This is a genomic window from Vibrio cholerae ATCC 14035, assembly GCF_000621645.1.
In the GTDB taxonomy this organism is placed as follows: domain Bacteria; phylum Pseudomonadota; class Gammaproteobacteria; order Enterobacterales; family Vibrionaceae; genus Vibrio; species Vibrio cholerae.
Genome location: NZ_JHXR01000009.1, coordinates 16,013 through 40,505, shown reverse-complemented (window position 1 = coordinate 40,505; position 24,493 = coordinate 16,013). Strand labels below are relative to the sequence as shown.

Here is a 24,493-nt window from a genome sequence, read left to right as displayed (position 1 = left end):
AGTAGTAACACACCAGCATGCCTAGGCCATCTAGTGCGCGATGGGACCACATTGATTGGGATGAGAAAGTTTGAACCATTCCTGCGAGAGAATGAAAAAAAGAAGAGAGCACCGCATTCCGCTCAAAGAGCAGATGCTGGCGCTATTGGAAGTAATGAAACCGATAAGCGGCCATCGAGATTTTATTTTTCCGTCGGATAGAGACCCGAAAAAGCCCTGTAACAGCCAAACGGCTAACATGGCATTGAAACGTATGGGGTTTGCTGGAAGGCTAGTTAGTCACGGTTTACGCTCGCTAGCGAGTACCACACTCAATGAACAAGGCTTTAATCCTGATTTAGTAGAAGCCGCCCTAGCCCACGTTGATGATAACCAAGTGCGTAGCGCCTATAACCGTACTGACTACTTAGAACGCAGAAAGCCAATGATGAGCTGGTGGAGCGGACATATAGAAGAGGCCGCCAAAGGCAGCCTTTCTGTTACTGAAACTAGGCAATTGAAAGGGATAACAGAATGCCCATATCAGACAATCTTGTCGACCAGTTGATCGAGAGCTGCTCCAGCTCTCAGAAAGTACCCTCAGCGAAAGTGGTTTGCTCTGGGCTAGATTCTTTTGTATTAGTTCAGACTAGATATGACAATACATTTTAAATTACATCCAAAACTAATCAACGAAATTAAACTCTTAATCGATCTTTCCCCAACCTTGACAGAATGTCTTTCAGTGTAATGTCATATTCTTCAAGGTAAGTTAACAGCTGTGTTCTGCCCAAAACTTCAATACCACATGTGGCAGCAATTTCATGAGTTCGCTTAGCTAACAAAGGTGAATTAGTAACAAAAATCAAACGCCCAAAAGAACTTCTCATTGCTGATTCATAAATAGGTTTAGCAGAATGAATCTCCTGTATCCCTTTATAACCATCATATTGTCGTTGCGTAAACTTAGCCTGAAGCAAAATATTACCACTGTTATTAAGTAGTACACCATCAGCACCATGATCAGCACCATTGTTCGTCAACCAAGCGCTTTCACTATCCGTAATCTTTGCAAGCAATTCTACACATAACGCTTCAAATTGCTGCCAACTTAACTTATCAAGTTCAGCCGCTGTAATACGTTTATCAATCAAATCACCAGAAACTACTCCCCCGACACCTGCTGGCTGTGGAATAACATCTTCTGGTGTAACAACAGCATCCTTCAGCAACGTTTTTTGGGTAAGTAGCCTATGTAGGTTTACATCAAATGATTCAAATTCAGGGTGATGCAACAGAGGGATGTAGATATGAACCTCTTTTTCCTGTCCGATACGATAAACCCTATCCGTAGCTTGAGCTTCTTTAGCTGGGTTCCAGTACCGCTCTAAATGAACCACATGATTCGCACCGACCACAGTTAAACCGACACCAGCCGCGACTGGAGACATTACAATTAGATTAAAGCCTTCTTTTGCTTCGAAGTCTGAAATCATTGATTTTCGAGTTGGGACAGATTTACGCTTTGCTACGGCTTTTGCATCACCATTAATAACTGAGAGCGGACCTAGGTTATAGATCTGCCCCAAAGTCACACTTAAGAAACTTTGCAGTCGTTTGTTAACCGCAAAAATAATGCACTTTTCTTGTTTGCTTCGTACTCTGTCTAAAGTCTCAAGCAAGGAAACTAATTTTCCTGATTCTCCGTATAGAGCTCTAGCTGATTTTGCATTTTTGGGAATATCAAGGCGACCTCCATCACTTAACCGAGGATGTAACGAACTATCTCTTAGCCGCATCAAAGTGGTAAGCGCGTGACTTTCTTCATTCTCGAGTTGATGGCTAATCGCTCCTTCGTAAACATCTCTCTGGTAGCCAACCATTGTCGACTTAAGTTCTTCTAAATACTTCCAGTTTTCAAATTCTCCACCAGCATACATATGTTTTAGAGGTAACCCTTTAAGGTTGTCCTCTTTAATGCGCCTAAGCATCAATGCCCCGACAGCTATACGAAGTTCTCTTCCAAGCCTAGCTCTTATTTCTTCAACTTCATCACCAGCAGCTTTAAGAATTGGTGAGATATAACGAGCACGAAATTCTTGATAGCTACCCAGATGTCCTGGGCAAGCTGTATCCATTAAACACCAAAAATCGGCTAAGCTGTTTTCTACAGGCGTACCCGTAGCCACTAGTTTGAAATCCGCTTTTAGGCCTTTCGCAGCACGAGTTTGAAGTGCATTTGGATTTTTAATGTTCTGGGCTTCATCGAAAACCACGATCCCCCAATCAATCAAACACATGGAGAACTGGTAATCGCGCAAAGTTTGATAAGTAGTGATTACCAATCGCTCTGGTAGATCTAAACGGCTAGGACCAAAGTATTTCCCAACTTTCAAAGAATATTTGGGTTCTAAACAATCATCAGATGCGCTCTGGCCTCGAATCTCTACGCCCCCCATGCGATACTCATTTAACTCAGCGGATGATTGCAAAATAACTACATCTTTGAATGGTGAGTGTTTAAAGGTTTTATCTACCTCATCCTTCCAGTTTTCCAATAAACTCAAAGGAGCAACTATCAACGCAGGTTTCTTCGTTTCACCACTAATTTGTTGTCGTTGATAAATATGTTCTATTGCTGAGAGGGCCATAAAAGTCTTACCTAACCCCATGTCATCAGCTAGCAAGGCTCCACTAACTTTCGAGTCTGATAAGCTTTTTTGTTCAACGCCTAAAATCCAACGAACACCAATATCCTGGTGTGGGAATGGTGTCCGCTTGTGGTTTTCCCAATTTAACTCACCATCCCATGAAATATCAGAAATCAGTTGTTCAACTTTAGGAGAATTTTCAGACAGCTCTTCGTCATTTAGATCAATATCAACAACATGTATTTCTGAGCCTTCTGATTCAGTCTCGGCGTCTTCTGCCTCTCCGTAGCTAGAAAGATCTGTATTAGGGCTAGATATCTTGTGACCTATTTCGTTTAGAACTTTTTCAACAGCTGCAGGATCGCTGATATCGTATGATTGTCCTTCATAATCAAAAACGGTTGCTCCGGTTTGTCGTGCATCTTCAATCTTCTTAGCTACGTCCTCAAGAGTTGTTTTATCGCGAACTCTATCAGTCAGCTTGGATATTGGATTAATCAAATCAGATGTGGGGGAGGCTCCGAACCAATCTATACCTGACTCGTCCGTTTCTCCAAAATAAGCATGTTTAAAAACTGTCGCACCATGAACTCTGATAGAAAAACCTAAATCAAGATCGACTAAACTCGCATCAATATATGCTGTAGGGTTTTCCAGGAACGCTTTAACTTGCTGTTGGGGAATTACCCTGTTGCTAATAACTTCTTTTACAGCCATTAGCTTTTCTTCAGAAAATAAGACTATTTCATCACCCACTTTCAGAGTAACTGCGTTGTCGCTTTGCAACTGCCCCAAAACCTTTTGAATCGACTCATGACTCGCACTTTGCCCCATGTTTGGCGTCAATATTAGCTCGCCTTGAGAATTCAATTCTGCTTCTACTGTGATTTTATTTGGTGTCAATATTCTTAGCCTTTCAAAGTGCTTTAGATTCAGCTTACAACCATTCTTTTGGGCCTCTTGCAAAGAGTGTAAGTACAGTAAGTTATCATATTCAGACCTATCAGACCTTACATGGGTTTTATGCGCAATAAATACCATAAGCTGCTCGGGTGTTAGCAGGTACTGCTCATTTTGACTAAACCGAATGAAAGGCCCATCCACAGTGTAATTTAGTGTTGTTCGACCTTGTTTGGTTGTGACCGAAAGATCAATTTTAAAGGTGGGTGTACTAGCTTTTCCTTGAATATCAGCGTCAATGACTCCTTTCCAAACCGGGGGCAAACTAAACAAATCCCTCAACTCAGAATCGAGTCTGACAGCTGTATCGGCAGGCATAATGAAGCCATCTGGAAATGAGCTTACATCCCCCTGCTCTTCAAGCATTTTAAGTGCAACATACTGCGCTGTTATCCACTCATCAGCTTTACCAGCTTTAATTTTCTCTAGAGTTTTTCTGGAAGTTGCAAAATCAAGACTATCATCACAAATGAGTTCAAACTGAGACGTTTTATCTGAGCTAGAGAAGAACTTGCTGATTAAAGAGGTTAACTCCACTCTCGCACCCCATAACGTTGTTTAAAATCAATATAATCTTCATTCGAAAGCACATCTTTCGGCGTCAATTTAACACCTAACTCTCTTAGTGCTATAAGTGCTTTTCGTTGCCATGCGTAACCACTCGGAGAGTGCGTTATTTTAGCAACTGCACCAGATGACAATCTGGACATTTGATTGTTTATACCGATTGTGAGTTGTGAGTACGTAGGACTATCAATGTTATAGTTAAACACACAAACGGAAGGGTCAAGATACCGGTACAACCACAAATAACAACTATGGCTCCCCTCAACCATGTGAGCGCCGTTCATTTGCACATAAATTATCGATTTGTCACCATCTTTAACAGTAGAGAAATTTGGCAAGTGCTTAGGGTCATAATTTCTCTTCAAATACCTTGCAGCATCCAGACTCAAATAAAGCCGGGTATTTGAAATAACCCCCGCATCGAACATCCCCTCTAAGAAACTTTTCCGAGATGGGTACATTCTCTGTAGCTCGTAATTAGCTGAAGAGTAAGAATAATCCTCCAACGCTTCCAGAAACAACTTCAAGTCTAGTTTTGATAACCATCCGAGAACAGCTTGAACCAGATTTGGTTCTAAACTCTTCCACCACTTAATATATCTTGGATTTGAACTTGGTACTCGTGGGTCACCGCCAATTGCTAAGATCACATTCATCCAAGGCTCACTGATGTGAGAACCTATCGATCGGCCAATCAAAATTCTAAGAATTTGATGCCCTAACAAACTTTCAGAGTCATATCGAGAATCAAAAACCACCGTTTTTTGAACCTCCTCTAGGAGAGGATGATCTTGGCCTAATGGTATAGTGTTTAACTGCTCAATATAGTAGATGCCTTTAGCCGCCGTTAAATATCTGCCATTTGCATAACGTTCCAGCTTCATCTCCGCAATTAAATGATCAAAATCGACATTATTTTGAATAGCCCTTTCCGCAAGCCACTTGAGGCCATTGGTTGACAATATATTTTCATCAAACTGCTCATCATTGCCTCGCAGCCTTTTAGCCTCCAACAACCAGTCTGCTGTAGCTTCCAAGTCTGCCAGTCGGTCATACTCTGATAAGAAATGCTGATAAAACGACTCTATGACTAAAGAGCTTGGTTTTTTTACAATTTCTGTAATTTTATTAAGCAATCTGCGCGTAAAGCTGACATTTTTCTTCGCATCCGTATGTAGCGAAAGAGCTAAGGCGCGAACGTGTACAGAGCTATCTATAACGTCCTCAACTCTTTTCTTAGAGGCAAGCGCATTACATACTTCTCCATATGCAGTTCGGAACTTATTGTTTTCAATACCGGCACTCTTAGAAAGCACTTCTAGCTGACTCGATAGATGTGCAAAGTCCTTGATGGCTTGACCAAAAGGATTAGCAGGCAAACTAACTTTGAGCTTTTTTATATTTAGACTCACGGTCCAACAATCCTCTCGAGCTCAGCAATAGATGGTTTCTTAACTGTAAATCGAATATCAATGCGCCTATTCTGGCTCTTTTCTTGCTGATTCGCCTCATGTAGATTGGCACGTCTTGTCGCCGCATAACCACTAACAGAGAACAGCTTTGCATGATAAGCGTTTTCTAAGTCACCGAGTTTAGGCGTTAAGCTCAGTTCATTTTGCCAGACATTCCAGACAGATATTGCTCGATCAGTAGATAACCCCCAATTCCCTTTTCCTCTGTAATGGATACTATCGCTATCGGTATGCCCCTCAATAAAAATGGTATCGAGATATTGAAATCGGTCTTTCTTCTGAATTGCAGAATGAAGAACAACACCTATGTCCTTAACTGCTTGCTGTATTGTTGCATCGTTCGGAATTGATGATTTACCTGATGCAAACGTCAGTGTGCTTTCTGGAATCCGAATTACCGTATCGTTATCAGCAATTTCAACAATTACGTTTCTTTTAGCCAGTTCGTCTCGAACATCATAAATTATATTCTTTCTTGCTAACTCAGCTTGCTTAAGCTCTTCAATACCAGCTTCGACATCATTGGTCTTTTGAGTTAATTCAATAATCAGAGCAACAGCTGCAAGTATAAATATAACAAGCAAAGCAGACATTAGATCGGAAAATGAAACCCAGTAGGGATTTTCTTCATCTACTGAGTTTTGTGTATGCGAACGAACACCTCTACGCATGTTGGCTCACTTTATCTTGAATTTCATCGACAACACTAGAAATAGCTCTAACTGCTGTATTCATGCTCTCTGCATATTGTGTGCTACTATTGGCCCAAACTTTGAGGTGCTCGGCGGTTTGTCCATTGGCTTGCTCTGCGTAATCTTCAAGCAGTTGAGCCATTTGCTCCGTCAACTCTTTCACATTACGTTTCATTTCTGAAGTGAGTTCGTTTAGATTACCTTTTTGTTCTGCAAGGAACTCATTTTGGGTAGTACGAAGCGTGCTAAACGACTGTTCTGCACTAATCAGCATATTGTTTATCTGATCTGCAATCGCGCTAAACTTACTTGTATCTTCCAGCAACTGCTCCCTCAACGCTTGAACTTTCACTGCGCCTAGATGGTTTTGTTCCGCTAAATCCTTCGTGCTGTTAACCGCTTCAGTAACAGCACCAGATAGTTTGTTGCCCGCATCTTTGATGTTGGAACCAAACACATTCATACTATCAGCGGCAACTCGTAACTCATTCGCCGACTGCTGCATACTCTCCGTAGCTCGAGCAGATGCCGAAACAGAGGAATCGATACTATTTTGTAATTGTTTACCTTGCTCAATAATACTATTAGTTGTGATTTGTTGTGATTCAGTCGCCGCTTTCACTTGAGCAAGAAGCTCATCCGTTCCAGCTTTCATCGCCTGCGTTTGATTCACAAATATATCATTACGCTCTTTTTCCATCTGACTTGCCATTCCATCTCGTTCGGAGAACGTTTGGGTAAGTTGGACAACTTGATTCTGAACAAAATCGGTCAAGACTTGGCTTTGTGCTGAAACATTTTCTACTAAATCTTTAATCGTACTTTCCATTGAGGAAGCCAATTTCTGTTCACGTTCAGAAGCAGCTAATTCTCTTTTAGTAAGCTGCTCACCTAACTCTGAGACTTGTTTTTCTACAAACTCTGTTAGAACACGCTTCTGCTCATTACCCTGAGTAACTAGCTCAGAAACTTGAACTGAAATAGTTGAGATCAGTTCTTTCTCTCTTTCTGAAGATGCGTTTTGCTGAACTTCCAACTTATTGACGAAAGCAGCCATCGAAACGCTCATTGATTCTAGCGTCTTATTTACGTTTTGAGACGCAGAGTCCATCGCGACACGTTGTTGTTCGCCTTGTTGACCAAAACCCTCCATGAAAGATTGAAGAACGCTTTCCAGTGCTTTTTGATTCCCGTCAGATGTTTCGTCAACGAGCTTATTGATAGCCGGAGCCATGATTTTTTCCAGACTACTCTCGAGACCTTGTTGAATACCCTGAGTTGCCTGAATGAGTGACTCCTGCATTTTCTCGCCTATTTTCTCAGCAAGTCCTTGTAGGCTTTCTCGAGATTGCTGGCTGTTATTTGCAATAGATTGCAGTTGATATTCCGCACTTAATCGAGGGAACATCCTGTCAATACGGTTTTGCAAAGACTTAATTTTCTTTCTAATAATTTGCTCAAGTATCTTCTCAATGAAATTAAATGCAACACTGAGTAGCACGCCCCAAACCGATGTCATAAATGCGATTTTTGCACCATTTATAACTCCAGCAACGCCATTTTTCATTTCATTGACATCAACGTTGCCCGCGATATTGAGATCTGAAAGTCCTAGCTGTAAACCGACAAAAGTACCAATAACACCCAGAGCCGTTAAAAAGCCTGGAACCACCGCAATCATTCTGTTTTCAGTACTACCACCAGCTAAACTAGAACTATTAAAAAAATAGTCAGCATCAAATGTGTTATGCAATCGAACAACGTCATCAGCACCTTTTACTTCAAGCAATGTTTCATCAAACTCGAGCCATAAATGCCCTACTGAATCTTTTTTTTGTTCAGCTCTAGAAATTAAATCATTTCGAACACCTGACAGAGTCGATTTCTCCGCATCATCCAAAGATTTGTTAAGCCAAACTACTCGTTGTCTTGCGCGAATAAATGCAGCAACTGACCAAATTAAGAAAAATAGAGCGACACCCCATAAAATAACCACAAACAAAGCACTCAATTGCTCAGGAGTTTGAGGTGGCATTACATTTAGACTGCTCAAGTCTGGCCATAAGCTGGAAAGATTAAGGCTATCGGTCATTCAAATTTAGTTATTTAATAAATATGTTCTTCAATATTGGGACTTTACATCCCAACCATACGCTGCATGCTCTGCGTCCAAGACGCTTTAAAAGCTGGGTCTTGGGCAAACAGCTTGTAGAGCTCTAACTCGTCTTTACGACGTTGAAGCATGATTTCTTTCAACATCTTTTCAAACGCTAACTCTCGCGTATGAGGGTCTGCGTTGTTTTGGTATTTAGCTTCGAAATCTGGGTGATTTCGGATGCTCTCAGCAATGTTCACAAACTTAACTCTCTGCTCTTCTGGTGTTGCGCTCCAGCCTTGGAACCAGCGTTCGTTAAAGATTTTGATGATCTCATCTAACGGATCTTTCTCAGCTTCAGGACCATAAGCCCCGCGCGGGTTCGGGTTTTGAGGATCTAACTCAGTTTCAGAGTCATCTAGCTCGATGGAATGGTTAAGCTTAACCCTTTGTAATCCATAAGAGCTCAAATCAACTGAATCTAGTAATGAGTCTAGTGCTTCTTTATCTGGGTCTTCGACGGAAAGCTTCGGAATCAAAAATTTCAAGAACCAGAACAGTTTTTCCCACTGAACGACCTCATAAGGCATGATAGATGCAATCTGGCCGTAGATTTTCACAAACTGCTTGGCTTTCACTTTGAAATCGACTTTAAACTCGTTCTCTAGTTCTAACTCGTGGTTAAAACGCGCAGCTGCGATGTCAATGATTGGGCTTAGGTCCTGAGCCTCTCGTCCTTCAAAGAAACGCTTGTTGAACTCCTCAACTTCAAACCACTCATAAACATCTGTGTCGTCCATATCATCTTTTAGCTCATGAAGAACATTGACATCTGTCGCTTCAGAAAGCGTTGTGGATGTATAGAAAGGGTCGAATGCGGTTTTGATATCATCCACTGAGTTGAAGAAATCCAACACAAACAGATCTTCCGTTTTCTTACCGTACTTTGGCGCTGAACGGTTTAAGCGTGACAGAGCTTGGACACACAAAACGCTAGCCAACTTTTTATCCACGTACATGGCACAAAGTTTCGGCTGATCAAAGCCTGTTAAATACTTATTCGCCACTACCAGCAACCGGTAAGCATCTTGGTCTACGTGCTTAGGGATTGGAGAGTCCGGCTCCTTACGCTTGTAGTTCACATCAAAGTAATCTTTGGTATCACCTTCTGGGAAACCATTAATGTCAGCTTCTGTGTACTCAATCCCATCGACTTCTTTTGAGCCAGAGAATGCAATGGCAACTTTAAACGGATTGCCCATTTTATTGAGCTGTCTGGTTAGTGCCCGATAGTAACGTATGGCTGACTCAATGTTTTGAGTCACCACCATACCTTTGCCTTTACCTTTTAGCTTCTTGCCGTTAACGACATGCTTGATGAAATGCTCAAGCATGATCTCGGCTTTAGTGTCTATCGTCTCTTGGCTTGCCTCTACATACGCTCGTAAGCGCTTCTGTGCTTTTTTGCTGTCAAACTCAGGGTTATCTTGGATTGATTTTTCAATCTCGTAGTAGCTCTTATAGGTCGTGTAATTGGCAATAACATCGAGGATAAACCCTTCTTCGATGGCTTGTTTCATCGAGTACAAATGAAAAGGAACATAAGTTCCGTCTGCTTGTCGCTGACCAAACTTTTCTAGAGTGGTGTTTTTGGGCGTTGCGGTGAATGCAAAGTAAGATGCATTTGAGCGCATCTTACGATTTTTCGCACTTTGTAATGCTTTGTCTAAAACATCCTCCGAAACAAACCCCATTGCTTCATTTAACTTATCTTGGTTATGCCCATCCTGCGAACTGTGTGCTTCATCAATGATGACAGCAAAGCGCCTATCACTTAAGTCTGCAATACCATCGACAATATAGGGAAACTTTTGAATGGTGGTAATGATGATTTTCTTACCATTCTCTAATGCTGACTTTAGTTCTGACGATTTAAACGCAGGCGCAACAATGTTCTTCACTTCAGAGAACTCTTTTATATTGTCGCGTAACTGCTTATCGAGCAATCGGCGGTCAGTAACAACGATGACCGAATCGAATAGAGGCATTTCTTTTCCTCTACTTCCTGGTAGATCATCGCTAATAGGGTAAGTTTCGATGAGCTGATACGCCGCCCATGTAATTGAGTTAGATTTACCTGACCCCGCTGAGTGCTGTATCAAATACGTTTGCCCAACACCATTAACTGAGCAGTGATCAACCAAGCGACGTACGACATCCATTTGGTGATATCGAGGGAAGAACAAAGTTCGTTTGTCCAACTGCTTTTTACTGCTGCCATCAAGACGAATAAAGTGCTGAATAATATTGGCGATGCTTTCTTTGCGGAATACCTCTTGCCACAAGTAGGCCGTCTTGTGCCCATGTGGATTAATCGGGTTACCTTTGCCAAAGTTGAAGCCTTTGTTGAACGGCAGGAAGAAGGTATTTTTGCCTGCCAGCTTAGTCGTCATATAGACTTCATCGGTATCGACCGCCATGTGAACCAAGCAACGAGCAAAGTTCAACAATGGCTGATTTGCATCTCTATCATCGCGGTACTGCTTTTGACCATGATAAACAGCGTTCTGGCCCGTCCATGGGTTTTTAAGCTCAAGGGTAATCAGAGGGATACCATTGATAAAAAGCACCATGTCAATTTCTTCCAATGGATTTGCATTGGAATAACAAACCTGGCGAGTCACACTAAACAGGTTGGCAGAAAAATCTTTTTTTACCTTCTCAGAACTACTGGCGAGTGGTGCCGGGTACATCAACGATAGAAAGGCATCGTCAACGTCTAGCCCTTTTTTCAATAGTCGCAAAACACCATGGCGCTTGATCATACGATCGAAACGCTCAAGGATTTTTCTCTGCCAATCGTGAGGGCTGGTGCGCTTAAGTTTTTCTAACTCACTCGCTTGAGTATCTTCGAGGAATTGCCAAAACAAACGGGTATCTAAAGCGTACTGCTTGTCAAAGTCACTTGGAGAGCCAATAAGATAAAGATCATTATTGTAATTAAGAGGCGCTTCACCCAGCGCTAACTCTTCTTTACAAATACCTGCTAAACCTTTTTCGATTGCGGCCTCTAGCGCCTGTTCATTTGTTTTACTAACCATAAATACCACGTTGTTTAGTTTGATGACTCGAAGTTTTTATTGATGTTTATAGTGCTGAGCAAATACTGCCATCATGTCTTCTAGATGGTTATCTATCTGCTGTTTGCCCCACAGTCCCTGACCTTTCACACCGAATATCTCTCTTAATTTCAGTGCGTCAAAGTGGGATTTTCTCTCGAAGTCGATGCGTTTCTTGTCAACATCTTGATTGCTATAAGACGAGTTTTCACCTGGACTCAGTAGCACTAGATTTCCAAATGAGTTTAACGTTTCACAGTCTAACCTACTGTTATACTCATCATTTTGAGGATGAACATGTTCTACTGAGTTTTTGGATGTAATCCGGTACTTTTTAAACTTATTCAATTCTTCAGAAGGCAATGAAGATTCTGACGCCTTCATTTTCTTCCAAATCAAATATTCAAGTTTTTGAAACCAGTAATGCTCAAAGCTCGTACCTAACGACTTTGCAAAATATGTCGATTGAGATTGCCAACTCTGGCAGTTTGGCTCTATGCCTTCAGCGAGTGCAAAGCTGGCCTCTTTTTGAGTATCAACAGACAATGACATTTTGTTGTCAATGTTTTCTAGTAGCTCTAACGCGACAGAGTCTTGCTTGATACTCGAACGGATCAAGCCTGAAAGAAATGGTGTTAACCAATACTGGGCGCTGCGCTCACCGGTAAAGTTGCGAACACTTTGCAAAAGCACAATATCCGTCAGCTCTTTCTGCGTTCGGTTGATGTAGTAAGTGTCATTCGACTTGCTGCGAGATTGATACGTTAAGCCGAGCTGCGCATCTGTCGCATCATCACATTCAACCCATTTTACAACCCAACGGTCAAACTGGTAGCGAACCTGCCATAGCGTTTCAATAAACAGCTTTACCGATTGCTCATCACCGTTGATAAGTGGGTCGAATATCTCCAACAAGCGATCGCTATGCAGACGTGGTTCAATATCATTATGATCATTAAGCGCTAAGTAGACTCGATAAGCGTGAATCAATAACAGCGGGAACTTGATGATCGGGCGACAATAAACTGTTTCAACGTCCAAGTCGTAAGTTTCAAACTTCTCTTGCTCGGTGTTATCAGGAATTGAACTTGCTTTAACTTGTGACGCTAGCTCAGCAATCGACAAGCCAGACAACGCCTCTGACGTTTCATCTTTTGCAGCGAAACGTTCAGCATCAAAAGACGCCAAATGTTCGGGTTCAATATGGTACCAATCCGCATTAGGAAATACTTTGCGTACATTGCGTTCAAAATAGTTTTCCAGATGCTCACACGCCACCCACATTGCATCATACTGTGCTTTGTCAGTATGGATATGCTTGAACAGCTTCGCCTTTAGAATGTCCGCTTGTTCTAATTGAATGCCAGCGGTATTCATGGTGGCAAACAATCGGTTTAAGTCCATTTGTGTTGGCACAATGTTATTTACCCATTGAACTTGGCGGTAGAGGTAATCCCCCATAGCTTCGGCGCTCACCCCATCGTCTGATTTGAGCTTCTCTACTTCTTTGGTCAATACGTCTAACGCCACGCCCATCTGTTTCAAATAAGCATTGTCAGCGATCGTTTCCTTAGACGGCACTTGATAGTTCTTAAGCCCCGCTAGACCACCTAAAAGCTGCTGAACTTGCTCACGAATTGAAAATTGGAGACGTGGCTTATCTTCACCATCACTCGATGTATAAACAGCAAGCCCTGCAAGATCGGATTTAATGCCTGCGTACTTGAAAGCAATGGTCATGAGCATTAGCGTTGTCGTGCGTTGCTGACCATCGATCAACTCATAGATCCGCTCTCCATCTTGTTCAATGCGAGACGACAGGATGGTGCCGATAAAGTAGTTTGGCTCTTTTAATCGACACGCTTCTTTAATATCTCTGAACAGCAGCAAGACATCATCATCTGACCAGACATAAGGACGTTGATAGCTGGGAATAGAGAACTGGTAGTTGTCGGTGTAGATTTTCTCAAGCGTCAGAAGCTCAGTTTGCACCGATAAATGATCACCCATGTTTTGCTCCTAACGCAGAGATGTGTTGGCTAAATGCAGGGCCAAATTGATTGGCATAATCTTGCTTGTCTATATCAAGGCCAAAGTATTGAGACACTTTTTCGACGAAACGTTTTTTAACGCTGTTTTTATCAAAGCCACTCTTGTCTACCGACAGCTTAAAACCATCAAGCTGTGCGAAACACTGCTCTGGGGTATAGCTCATCGCAATCCAATCCAGCACTGGGGTTTCTTTGACAAAAGCAGGAACCGATTTCTCTTTTACTGCTTTTTGGTTCTCTACACGTCGAGAGTAAACCACGCGGAAAAGTTTTTTCGCTGCTACCTCTAGGCTTTGCTGCCCATGCTGACTGATGTAGAGCAGCAGGCAAGCGTCATAAAGCTGTTTGAGATAGCCGCAGCCATCAAGTTTACACACCAGCTTTTGATAGAACTCGTAAAAGCCTGCAAGCTCACCTTGCGTTGAGTTTTTCAGCAAATAGGTTTGGCGCAGTTGCTCAAAATATTGCAAATAGTGAATGGTATTAGCGCCACTGTTTAGCGGCTGGCGCAATTCATAGCCAACTTGAGGCTGTGCCAAGCTCTCTCCACCGTTGGGCATATAAGTACGAGCAATTCTACCAAAGGCAATATCGTCGCCTTTGCCTGTGTGCTCTGCCAGTTCGGTGACAATACTATTTCGCACTTGCTGAGTTTGGTTGTGCAGCGGGTAGTCTCGGAAGTTCAGATATTGCCAATAGCGACCACGTAGCAAAATATCGACCACGGGGTTTAAATCCCCCAGCGCTTCCCAACGTGTGGCAAAGGTGTTTACCGCAGACTTATCTTTCTCATCAACCGCTCTAAGATGGTGCGCTTTAATAATATCTGGCCCGGCTAATCGCACGCCGCCCGTGTTTTGGGTTTCAAAAAAGCGGTAGGCTTCATCTTCACTGTCTGTCACCACCAAGGTAATATTGATTTGAGCAAAATCGATATCAGCCAAAGAGGCTTCATTTCTATACAACCAACCAAGATTGTGTTTGATTTGCTGCTGACTCTCAGGCGATTCGTAAACTAGTTTAAGATCGACATGTTTATTTGCTAGATAAGACATCAACGCCATTGTGGTCAAACGTTGCTGACCATCGATGATATTCAGCTTGTCACCCTGCTGATGCAGAATCACACTACCTAAATAGAATGGGCAATGCTCTGTTTCAAGCTTGTCATTTAACTCTTGCTGATGAAGCTTGAAATCTTTCAATAGACGGGTGATTTGCTCTTCATTCCAGCGATAGGGACGCTGATATTCAGGGATGGCAAGCATCCCGTGAACGTTTTTTTGAACTTTACCGTCAGAAGCTAAAATCGACTCATTAGAAAACAGCTTATCCAGTGTGCAACTGGCAACAACAACCGCCATTTACGCCAGCTCCGTTACTTTGATTTTGCCGGTTACAGCGCTGTTGATGAGAGTGGTTTTGTATTCTTTGAGCTTACTTACTTGCTCAGCCTGAACAGTTATTGCTTCATCAACTTTCGAACATTCTCTGCTTATGTATTCAACAATTTGTGTTTGTTCTTCATAAGGAGGAAAGCCCAAAGCCATATCAAACAACATGTGCCCATAAAAACGTAATCGAGAAGAATGAAGTCCTGTAGAGACCTTGTTGTAGTATTCAACATACTTAGTTGATTTCAGCAACATCTCCAGATATTTAGGTACAAAAGTGCCCTCGCGCTGTTCACGGAATACGCCATATGATGGGCTCACAATACCAGTTCTGTCAGATACACCTAACGCTCCCATCCATGCCCACATTATGTTGATCACTAGATCACCAGAGTGGCAGAGCTTTGAACCTGTGTAGTCTTCCGCCATGAACATGGTGACGTTTTTCTCGGATCGTGGAGTTACGCCAGTCATGTGGGAAACTGAAAGTAGCTCTTCAAGCCCTGTCTCTGAACGCTCATTGATTTCATCTAAAAGGTATTTAGCTCTTTTGACGATCCAATGCCCTGGAATAGCTCCTATCCAATCCACACCTGAATATTTCATCGTTGCATCGGGATTCAAACCTTGTGTCACTGCTTGCTGAATGATGATTTGTTTGCGTTCTTTTAGCAGCTCGATTTGCTTTTGTTTGATTGCGATTGCTTCATTTATCTGTGTCGTTTTGTTGTCGAGAAACTTAGCTATTTCATATTGCTCCTCTTTTTGAGGGATACAAAATTTTTCATTTAGATATGAGCTAGCATCGAGATTCTGTATGCCAGTAGTTTGCTTTATAGAAAGATAGTTAACTCCATTATTGTATAAAGCAGAAAATACGTACTTCAAGAATCCAGATATAACCCACTCTTTAGGTGTCATTTTTGCGACAAAATTAGATGTTACTGCTGGGTATTGTTTATCAAACAATACTACTCTTCCGACTAGAGTTTTATCTCCCCCACCAGATTTTTCGATCAGCAAATCTCCATTTTTTAACAGACGCCCCTGGCGCTCTTTTGCTGGAATTGAGCGATAAGTAAGTTTTTCATCTGATATTTTGAGTTTGTGATCATCAAAGTCAGCAACCCTCAGCACGACTATTTCGTCCCTACCGTTAGGATCACTTCCCCAAATACCATTTGAGCACTCATATACAGCGCTTTTTAACCTATAAACTTCCCAATGAGCGGGGATGTCACCAATCCATTGCTCACAAGAGTCTTTGTAAGACTCGTATTTGGGCATCTTCTTAATCATAGTATTGCTCATCAGCTTACCCCTGAACCTTAGCCACAGAGATGCCCAAAATGTCAGCAATTAAGCCTTCCGCTTTTTGTTCAAGCGCAATAATGTCACCAGCGACCTCATCCATTGAGCGCAGTGGCTTATGGCGATAGAAGTACTTGTTAAAGCTGATCTCATAACCAATCTTGACTGATTCAAGATTTATCCAAGCTTCATCTACATGCGGCTTTACTTCATCAAGGAAGTATTGGTAAATGCTTTGCTCAAGTGGAACGGATTCGCTATCACGCAAGTCTGAACTTGATTCATAAGTCACGAACTCGTTGTGGTTGCCCGTTGGGTAGTACCCGAAATCTGGCAAATCTTGCAGTTCACATTCGTAGTTTTCTAGCAGTTCGTCTAACTTATCTTGCTTTAGCTTGGCGACTTTCTTGATGACTTTTTCTGCATTTTCGTCATACCAGCTTACCGCATCCAAGATGGCTTTCTTTTCTGGTGCTGAAAGCTTAAGGCCGAGTGATGTAAGTTCTGCATCTACTAATTGTTTGAACTGGTTAAAGTCGTTGTAAACTTCGTCACCGATCTTTTTGTGTAATTGACTCGCTACATTCACCAGTGTGCGTTGTTTAATCCAGTTTTTCGTATCCAGCAACTTGGTTTTTGCCGCTTTGTTTAGGCTGATATCATTTTCTTCACACCACTTGGTGATCTCTTTTTCAATCCCTTTAACAAAACCTGCGTCATAGACTTGCTCGCCATATTCGGCGTACAAGTACTCCATGACTTCACGCTGTGAGTTTTCAAAACGTAACGGCTCAATTAAGTCAGCGCGGAATTGGGCATTTCGGCGATCTGGGCGCTCAATATTGACTTTGTAGTAACCAAAATCTTGGTTCTTGAATACTTGCGCGGCAATACCGACCGGATCGCCTTTCTCATCAATAGCACGTTCAACAGATTGATTCTCAAGATAGGTCGAGACAATTTCCGCAATGTGCTCTGGCGAAAATTCGCAGTTTTTATTACCCAAGTTCTTACGCAACTTACGGAACAGTAAGCTAGCATCAATCAGCTGCACTTTGCCTTGGCGATTTTCAGGTTTGTTGTTATTGAGCAGCCAGATGTACGTGGTAATACCCGTGTTGTAGAACAGGTTGTTTGGCAACTGAACAATCGCATCCAGCATGTCATTTTCTATGATGAAACGACGAATATTACTTTCACCACTACCCGCATCACCGGTAAACAAGCTTGAACCATTGTGAACGGACGCAATGCGTGAACCCAATGGGCTGTCTTGCGGCGACTTCATTTTGGTGACCATTTCCATCAGGAACAGTAACTGGCCATCACTTGAGCGTGGTATCGCTTCTTGCTCGCTCTCTACACCCCAGTAATCTTTTAACTTCACTTTAAAGCGACCATCAACGACTTCTTTGCCTTCTTTGATGTGCTTTTGCTCACTCGCCCAGCTCTTACCATAAGGCGGGTTAGAGAGCATGAAATCGAAGCGATTAGATGAGAATTCGTCAGTGGAAAGGGTTGAACCTACACGGATGTTTTCTGGGTTGTTACCTTTGATCATCATATCTGACTTACAGATAGCGTAAGTCTCATCGTTGATCTCTTTACCGTAAAGGTAGATATCACGGTTTGATGCTGGGTATTTCTCTTCAACAAAGTTTTGCGTTTCTGTCAGCATACCGCCACTACCACATGCTGGGTCATACACTGTGATAGAAAGTGGCAAGTTATCTTTGATTGGATCGAAAACAAGGTGCGTCATCAGCTCGATCACTTCACGCGGAGTAAAGTGCTCCCCCGCCTCTTCGTTGTTCTCTTCGTTGAACTTACGAATCAATTCTTCAAATACATAGCCCATACCAAGGTTGCTGAGTGCTGGTAGTTTGTTACCCTCAGGATCTTCTTTAACCGCTGGCGTTAAGTTGATGTACGGCGAGACGAATTTCTCAACCACATCTAGCAGAACGTCTTTCCCTGCCATGTGACGGATTTGGGCTTTCAGGTTAAAACACTCAACAATCTCTTTTACGTTTTCGCTAAAACCGTTGAGGTAATCTTCGAAGTTAGCCAGCAGAATCTGTTGGTTGTTAGTCGCTGTACTGAATAGCGTTTGCAGAGTCCACTTGGACGTGTTGTAGAACACATAACCTGATGTAGCGCATAATGGTGCGTCATCAAGCTCAATTTCATTCATCTCTTCTTTTTGGAATCTGACTTCTTCCAGTACTGCTTCTTTTGATGGCTCCAAAAGCGTATCCAGACGGCGTAGCACCACCATAGGCAAGATAACGTCGCGGTATTTACCACGAACATAGACATCACGAAGACAGTCGTCGGCAATCGACCAAATAAATGAAACGAGTTTGTTATGTACTGAGTGGTCCATAATTTTCTTCTTAAAGCAATAGTTGCTTGAAATTCAAACAATAATAGGGATGATTGGGCAGAATTTTACTGACTTTTGGCACTAGTAGCGAATAAAACATGCGTTTCTGCTCGTTACTAGCACCGTGGTTTAGTCTGCTATCAAGATCTAAAACGCTGCATCTCAACATACTCACGTAGATGCTTAAATGGATAAGGCGTTACGGTTGGTAAGCGATGCCTTAAGTGATAAACGTCAAACAAGTTTTCTACCTCTTCAGGTAGTGCATCAAACGAATGTTTTATCAGGTATAAATGGCTAAAGGTCTCGATTTTACTTTGTGGGCTGCCTTTACCACCAGCAAAGTACATCCCCTGCTCTCGGTTATAGAAGAATCCTAAAGATGCATTAAAGAATCCCTCACTTTGCCCTCTTATCGATGTTTTTAAAAAGAATCCTTGTTCACGCAGCCAATCATAGAATTGTTTTTCATCACTGCTTTTGTACGCGATTGTAGAAAACTCATCAAACGGTAGAGGTGCTACATCATCCCACTCTGACAATATCGCTCTCAGTTTGTTTATTACTTTACTCTCTGGGTTTTCTTCAATGAACTGAGCCAACAATGCAATCGGGACATCTTGTGATCGCCCTTCTTTGAGTTCACGCAATCGCTCTGCAACCGCTTCAAATTCCGGAAGCATTTGAATGCCAGTGTCAATGAAAATGGCATAGTCCCCCGTCTCCGGCCAATAAATAACAGGAGAACGTTCAAACCCATGAAATACATGCCTTTTATCATTACCTAAATCGAGTTCAATATCTTCAAGCTCCTCTTGGGTCGCTTGTGTATATTGCCATTCATCGCCAACTAACTTAGACGCATACACTGGCCACGGCTCGTCTCGAACCTCTGAAGACTCGTCTTTTGGTCGCTGAGGCATGTAATACACACATCTTTCAGGCCCACTTGGGTACTCAATCAAATGTTTTCTTGTATGGACTTCTAGCTTGATAAGTAGTTCTTTTAACAGCACTTCCACCACATGGCGGTTTGGCTGGCCTTGACGGTTCCATAAGCGCTCTGGGTAACACGACTGGAAAACCGTATCTTGGTACTTCTTGCGATAAACCTGATACGGGTCTTCTTCATCTGACTTGTAGGTGTCTTTATTACCAACAATTAGGATATTCAATGCCCCACGAATCGGAACTTCAGCTATTTCTGCATTTATATCTAGATGCTCGATACCATGAAGCAAGGTTAATGCAGCGTCTGTGTCTTGGTTTTCGGTTAAATCACAGATCACCAAACGATGCTCTTTCAACGCATCAAACAGCCCTACATAGTGATTTTTGACAATCGTATCTGAAACAAATCTGTGCTTTTCCCCGGGAATCCGCTGCAACTTCACGGATACTGAATCACCATAAGCTTGCTTAAGATCTTGCATAAACTGTTCAAGAATACCGACCTTAGATAATTGAAAACCGCTATAAGATTCTTTGGTGATATCAATTGCCTGAATTCGATTCTTCGCATTAGAGTAAAGCGGCTTCTTGATGTAGTCGCCCTTTATGGATTTACTGACCAACTTCCCAACATCGTCAAGTTGATAACGTGTAGCAAACCTTGCCTTTTTTTGTACTTCTCCGTTCTCTAGCGTAAACCAAGACAAGGGAGAAAATGTTTTAGTGCCCATTGAAAGTGTTTGTTTGAATCCAAGTGCTGCACATGGAGCTAAGTCGATTTCGACGGTCGTTAATTCATAGCCAGAGTGATCTTTCGGTAACTTTTTGCTTTTGACTAAATAATACAAACCTTCACTTTCAAAGCGCTTTATCTCAGGCATTGTGCCACTCAATACTTTGGGTATCGCTTTAATCAATAAACGAGCCAACTGCCATGTAGGTAGCTCGGCAGCACTACTTGGTTTAATGGCCAAAGACGTATCTTTGAGATCTAACTTTGAATCCTTTGGTAACAACACCCAATAACACGCTTCTTTATTGGCACCTTTGACTAAGCAATAGACACTTCCTGATTTATAGGTTTCAGACGCCAATGTCACCAAACGCTTAGGTCGTTCTGAGAAGTCTATGCCTTTATAACTGACACAGTAAATCGCGAAGCTTCTATCAACCCAATCAGTATCAATTGATATTTGTTCAATTAAGGTTGATAAGGGCCCCTGCGAGGAAGGTTCTAGCTGTGGTGTAACCATTTTATCAACTCCTGTACTGCTGTTCGGTTGGTGTCGGCATTGCTATCATCAATTAGTGCCGGAATCTCAATAACTTTAGCTAACTGTGGTGAGGTTTCTACGAAGCACGAGTTCAAGTATCTAATGGGTTTTGAAGTATCCCCTAACGCATTCACATAAATAAACTTCGAAGGTCCAAACTCTTCTTCTACCAATGCAATTTTCGAACTGTAGCCTTCGCTGCTTTCATTACCTTCATGCTTCCAGTATTTGCTGTCTAGCCAGATCGGTTGCTCAATCCCTGCAAATATGACTCTATTGTCAAATCGCTCGTAAATAGAATTTGGAACTTCTTCAAAGGTAAAATCGAATGCTGTTAGCACTGCCTCTACCGCTTGCTCGCCCAAGGCTCCCTTATAAATGTTGGTAAACATAATTGGCGTCATCACATTCGCTTCTTTTTGCCACGAACAGGCAAAGCCTTTGCGTTCAAACCACGGCCTCACATATTGGTTCTGTACTAACGTCGCTAGGCTGCAATCTTCCTCTGACACCATGTCGCCATAAGGCACCCTATCAAAGAACTCGAAGCTATTCGGATCACCATCTAAATTACCTTGATAACGGTAATACCCTTTTGTCATAGACTGTAAGTACAATCGATTGAATCGCTCCGGTTGAAAGGCCACCGTCGGATATCGGAGCAACTGAGTTCTAATGTCTTGCCACTCTTGAATATCACTCTTAGATGCTGGTTGATTATGTAGACGATGAACTAGGGCTTTGATTGATAGCATACCGTCTTTATTGTTTCTTTGAGCAAGATTGAATAAACGTCGAACAGCTCGGTCCTCAACAATAGACTTACCAGCTGATTTCGCTTTATTAACCAAAGCAACATATTTGTGCGAAAACAAACTTGGGTCTCGACTCTCTTCCGCCAGAATTTCTTTCAAACCAGAATCAACAAACAAGAGAATTTGTTTTCGTTTCAGGGACGTTCTTCCTGCTCTTCCTACCGCTTGCTCAATGTATTTCCTTACTGCACTTTGGTAGTCACTTGTTTGGTGGTATTGCTGTAAAGAACGCTCTCTGCTCATACCCATAAGTTGCTGGCGACACCAGTTTTCAGCGCTTTTCGGTGACAACTCGCCGTTCTCTTGCAAAGATAAAATTTGGTGGAATTGACAAAGCTGGTTGGCAGTATGCGAGTAATCATCTGACAGGAGTAGCTGAGTAGGCTTTTCAAGATAAATACTGTCTATATCGCTTCGCAACTGCGTGCTATAAGTGACATCGGCAACAGATATTAAGCTTTCACCTTCCAAAGCTAAATTAACTGCATAATCAGGGTTTTTGCCTGCTCCCATTGAAGCGTATGTGCTAAATACAACGACTTTTCCTAGCTCAGTATTTAGGTGCTTGGAAATTTCATCGTAGCCAACTAATCTCATCCAATCAGCATTCACACCAAAAAATGTCTTGGTTTTAACATTAAATTCTTTTGCCCATTTATCACAGCAGAACTGAATGAAATCGTTAATGTTCTGACGTGTTGTATCTAGGGTGCGGTTTAACAACGACAGCATATAACGATTATCAGGGGATGAGATAAACGCTTTAATGCTAGCTAAGAGCTTAGACAACCAACTACGAACAAATGCCTGCTCTGATTCCGCAATACCGAGATAGTGATTTAGGATAAAGTGACTTGATCGAGCTTCCGGCTTATATTCCTCCAACAAAGCATCAAGAAACGCATCTCGGCTATTGAGATATTTGACTGTCAAAACTACGCCGTTATCTTTATAGTTGCGTCTACTATGGTAATAATTATTTACCCGCTGTTTTTGCTCTCTCGACAAAGATAGAAGCTTGTTACCCAAACGCTCATTCAAGTATTTAAAATCAAAGTTATGTATTACGGTGTCTGCTCTCGCTGTTGCACTTATGCCGAGAATAACGGCACCTGCATCAACCATATCCGCTAAAACACCCGATGGTGAAGTATTTAGGAATGACGCTTTACAATTTACGGTATCGCGAGTCCCCTGATTATGAGCCACCTCTACAAGTTTTAGCCCTGTATGATGGTAACTCTTGCTAGAACTTAACTTGTTCGCTTTACCACCTGCAGATTGCCGTAACCCCCGCGTATCGAAAGACTCGTAAACTGCAGACTCAAATTCTTGTAAGTTGAAGTGAGTAAGCAGGGATTGAACAGCTTCTTGAAACGTTCCTTCTAGACTTCTATTTTCGCGTACTTCGATTTCTAAGCCACGAACGTTCTCCCAGTACTGAAACACGGCTTTACGCATTGTGCCAAGAAACCACTGATATATAACATCTGCTTCATTGACAAAGCGGGTTAAAAGGCCGTGTTTTTCGATGAGAGAGCCTTCTACTTTCTCATCGCTGAATATGAGATTTTTCCGTCTCAAAAAATCTGACTTTAATGACAGCTTATGAGTGGCACTACTTACATGCGTGAAGCTTCTATCCGAAAACAACCGAACAGGCCGCTCATTCAAGTTAGCACCTTCCGTATTAAATGCGAACGCTAGATTCCAATTGGTGCCAAACTCTTCAAGTCGCTCACGGAGCGGTTCAAATAGATCTTCAATTTTGTCGTAGCGAGGCGAGCTCTCAAGTTGATGGTCTCGAAAGTTTGCTCTTAAAGTTCTGATTGCCCAAATTAAGTCCTGCGCTTGTTGCTTACACAACTCAGAAAGGATGACCTGATTCTGCTTGTCAATTTCATCAATTATAAGTACAGCACCACTTAGATCGCGCAATGGACTGTAACGCGAACGAGTATTGTGGAAGCCTTTCAGAAACTTACTTGTCGTTAAAAAAGCAACATGAGCACTTCCATTACGAATTTTTTCACCCGGCAATAGTGTTTCAACGGATGCTAGCAACGAACCGCTCAACAATACTCTATCGGCCCCTTTTTGTTTCTTTTGCAAACGGTCTATTAAATTACGGTAGAAGTAACCCGCTTGCCTATTTAAAGAGATTTTAACTTCAGGGTTACTCGCATGACGTCTTAGACCTGATATGGCACTCCACTCTGCTTGAACATCACGCTCAGCGTTCAAGTTAAATCCGATTAACACGTCATTCAATACCGCATCAGAACATTGCAATAGCTGCTCTGACTGGTTGGGAAGGTGTACTATTTGCGCTTTAAGGTACTCTTGTTGTTCTAAAGTGAAGCGAGGCTCACCCTTGACTGTCTGCTTTTCAATTAACTTCAACAAGTCTGCTTTCGCGCTTACCACGTTATCTACTGAATCAGTAACGTAATACAGCAAGCGTTTGGATTTTTTGCCGGTATTTTCTTCTTTCAGCTCGCTTCGTACTTGCTCTAACATCTGCTGGAGTAAGAAATTTAGTGCCGTGTAAGTTTTCCCGATTCCAGTCTGAAATGGTAATGGGAGCAAAGCACCAGATTTAACGCCATTTACTTCAATGTGATTTTTGAGCGACTCTGTAATTACCAGATCAAGCGGCGAAGGCTCGGGAACAAGCTGAAAATCAAAATGAGTAAACTCTTCTATCGATACATTCATACAATATTCCCCCAGCAGTTGTTGATGTTTTATTAATCGGACCATAATGTAACGCCAA

The 24,493-nt window shown here is 42.2% G+C and carries 11 protein-coding genes and 1 pseudogene; 1 reads left to right on the top strand and 11 read right to left on the bottom strand.

Annotated elements, in window-relative coordinates:
• Positions 1-14: 14 nt before the first annotated feature.
• Positions 15-547: pseudogene (locus T411_RS01000000119110) on the top strand (tyrosine-type recombinase/integrase); the annotation flags it as partial.
• Between the two features lie 130 nt (positions 548-677).
• On the opposite strand, the gene T411_RS0106240 reads toward T411_RS01000000119110, so the two are convergent.
• From T411_RS0106240 to T411_RS0106190, 11 genes are all read right to left on the bottom strand, one after another.
• On the bottom strand, positions 678-4,127 hold the full coding sequence (locus T411_RS0106240; protein ID WP_000424158.1) for an SNF2-related protein: 3,450 nt from the start codon (positions 4,125-4,127) through the stop codon (positions 678-680).
• Positions 4,118-5,569 (bottom strand): EH signature domain-containing protein, encoded by a 1,452-nt coding sequence (locus T411_RS0106235; RefSeq protein WP_000055824.1) that lies wholly within the window; start codon positions 5,567-5,569, stop codon positions 4,118-4,120. The genes T411_RS0106240 and T411_RS0106235 overlap by 10 nt, the downstream gene beginning before the upstream one ends.
• Complete coding sequence (locus T411_RS0106230; RefSeq protein WP_001252511.1) at positions 5,566-6,300, bottom strand: OmpA/MotB family protein; 735 nt, start codon at positions 6,298-6,300, stop codon at positions 5,566-5,568. The genes T411_RS0106235 and T411_RS0106230 overlap by 4 nt, the downstream gene beginning before the upstream one ends.
• Positions 6,293-8,413: an anti-phage ZorAB system protein ZorA gene (zorA, locus tag T411_RS0106225; RefSeq protein ID WP_000132365.1), complete on the bottom strand. Its 2,121-nt coding sequence runs from the start codon at positions 8,411-8,413 to the stop codon at positions 6,293-6,295. The genes T411_RS0106230 and zorA overlap by 8 nt, the downstream gene beginning before the upstream one ends.
• 44 nt (positions 8,414-8,457) lie before the next feature.
• A complete protein-coding gene (locus T411_RS0106220; protein ID WP_000253901.1) occupies positions 8,458-11,517 on the bottom strand; it encodes a type I restriction endonuclease subunit R in 3,060 nt (1,019 codons plus the stop codon).
• A 36-nt stretch (positions 11,518-11,553) separates the two neighbouring features.
• Complete coding sequence (locus tag T411_RS0106215) at positions 11,554-13,545, bottom strand: DUF262 domain-containing protein (RefSeq protein WP_000502256.1); 1,992 nt, start codon at positions 13,543-13,545, stop codon at positions 11,554-11,556.
• A complete protein-coding gene (locus tag T411_RS0106210) occupies positions 13,538-14,950 on the bottom strand; it encodes a DUF262 domain-containing protein (RefSeq protein ID WP_000301909.1) in 1,413 nt (470 codons plus the stop codon). The genes T411_RS0106215 and T411_RS0106210 overlap by 8 nt, the downstream gene beginning before the upstream one ends.
• Positions 14,951-16,279, bottom strand: a complete 1,329-nt coding sequence (locus tag T411_RS0106205; protein WP_000592367.1) for a restriction endonuclease subunit S — start codon at positions 16,277-16,279, stop codon at positions 14,951-14,953.
• A 16-nt stretch (positions 16,280-16,295) separates the two neighbouring features.
• Positions 16,296-18,677, bottom strand: a complete 2,382-nt coding sequence (locus tag T411_RS0106200) for a type I restriction-modification system subunit M (RefSeq protein ID WP_000350101.1) — start codon at positions 18,675-18,677, stop codon at positions 16,296-16,298.
• A gap of 140 nt (positions 18,678-18,817) precedes the next feature.
• Positions 18,818-20,881: a hypothetical protein gene (locus T411_RS0106195; RefSeq protein ID WP_000258536.1), complete on the bottom strand. Its 2,064-nt coding sequence runs from the start codon at positions 20,879-20,881 to the stop codon at positions 18,818-18,820.
• Entirely contained in the window at positions 20,863-24,480 is a 3,618-nt protein-coding gene (locus T411_RS0106190) for a hypothetical protein (RefSeq protein WP_001912531.1), read from the bottom strand. The genes T411_RS0106195 and T411_RS0106190 overlap by 19 nt, the downstream gene beginning before the upstream one ends.
• Positions 24,481-24,493: the final 13 nt, after the last annotated feature.

Bases quoted from the DNA above. Each gene is read 5' to 3' on its own strand.
- T411_RS0106230 (WP_001252511.1), bottom strand. From the start codon at position 6,300: ATGCGTAGAGGTGTTCGTTCGCATACACAAAACTCAGTAGATGAAGAA.
- zorA (WP_000132365.1), bottom strand. From the start codon at position 8,413: ATGACCGATAGCCTTAATCTTTCCAGCTTATGGCCAGACTTGAGCAGT.
- T411_RS0106220 (WP_000253901.1), bottom strand. From the start codon at position 11,517: ATGGTTAGTAAAACAAATGAACAGGCGCTAGAGGCCGCAATCGAAAAA.
- T411_RS0106215 (WP_000502256.1), bottom strand. From the start codon at position 13,545: ATGGGTGATCATTTATCGGTGCAAACTGAGCTTCTGACGCTTGAGAAA.
- T411_RS0106210 (WP_000301909.1), bottom strand. From the start codon at position 14,950: ATGGCGGTTGTTGTTGCCAGTTGCACACTGGATAAGCTGTTTTCTAAT.
- T411_RS0106205 (WP_000592367.1), bottom strand. From the start codon at position 16,279: ATGATTAAGAAGATGCCCAAATACGAGTCTTACAAAGACTCTTGTGAG.
- T411_RS0106200 (WP_000350101.1), bottom strand. From the start codon at position 18,677: ATGGACCACTCAGTACATAACAAACTCGTTTCATTTATTTGGTCGATT.
- T411_RS0106195 (WP_000258536.1), bottom strand. From the start codon at position 20,881: ATGGTTACACCACAGCTAGAACCTTCCTCGCAGGGGCCCTTATCAACC.
- T411_RS0106190 (WP_001912531.1), bottom strand. From the start codon at position 24,480: ATGGTCCGATTAATAAAACATCAACAACTGCTGGGGGAATATTGTATG.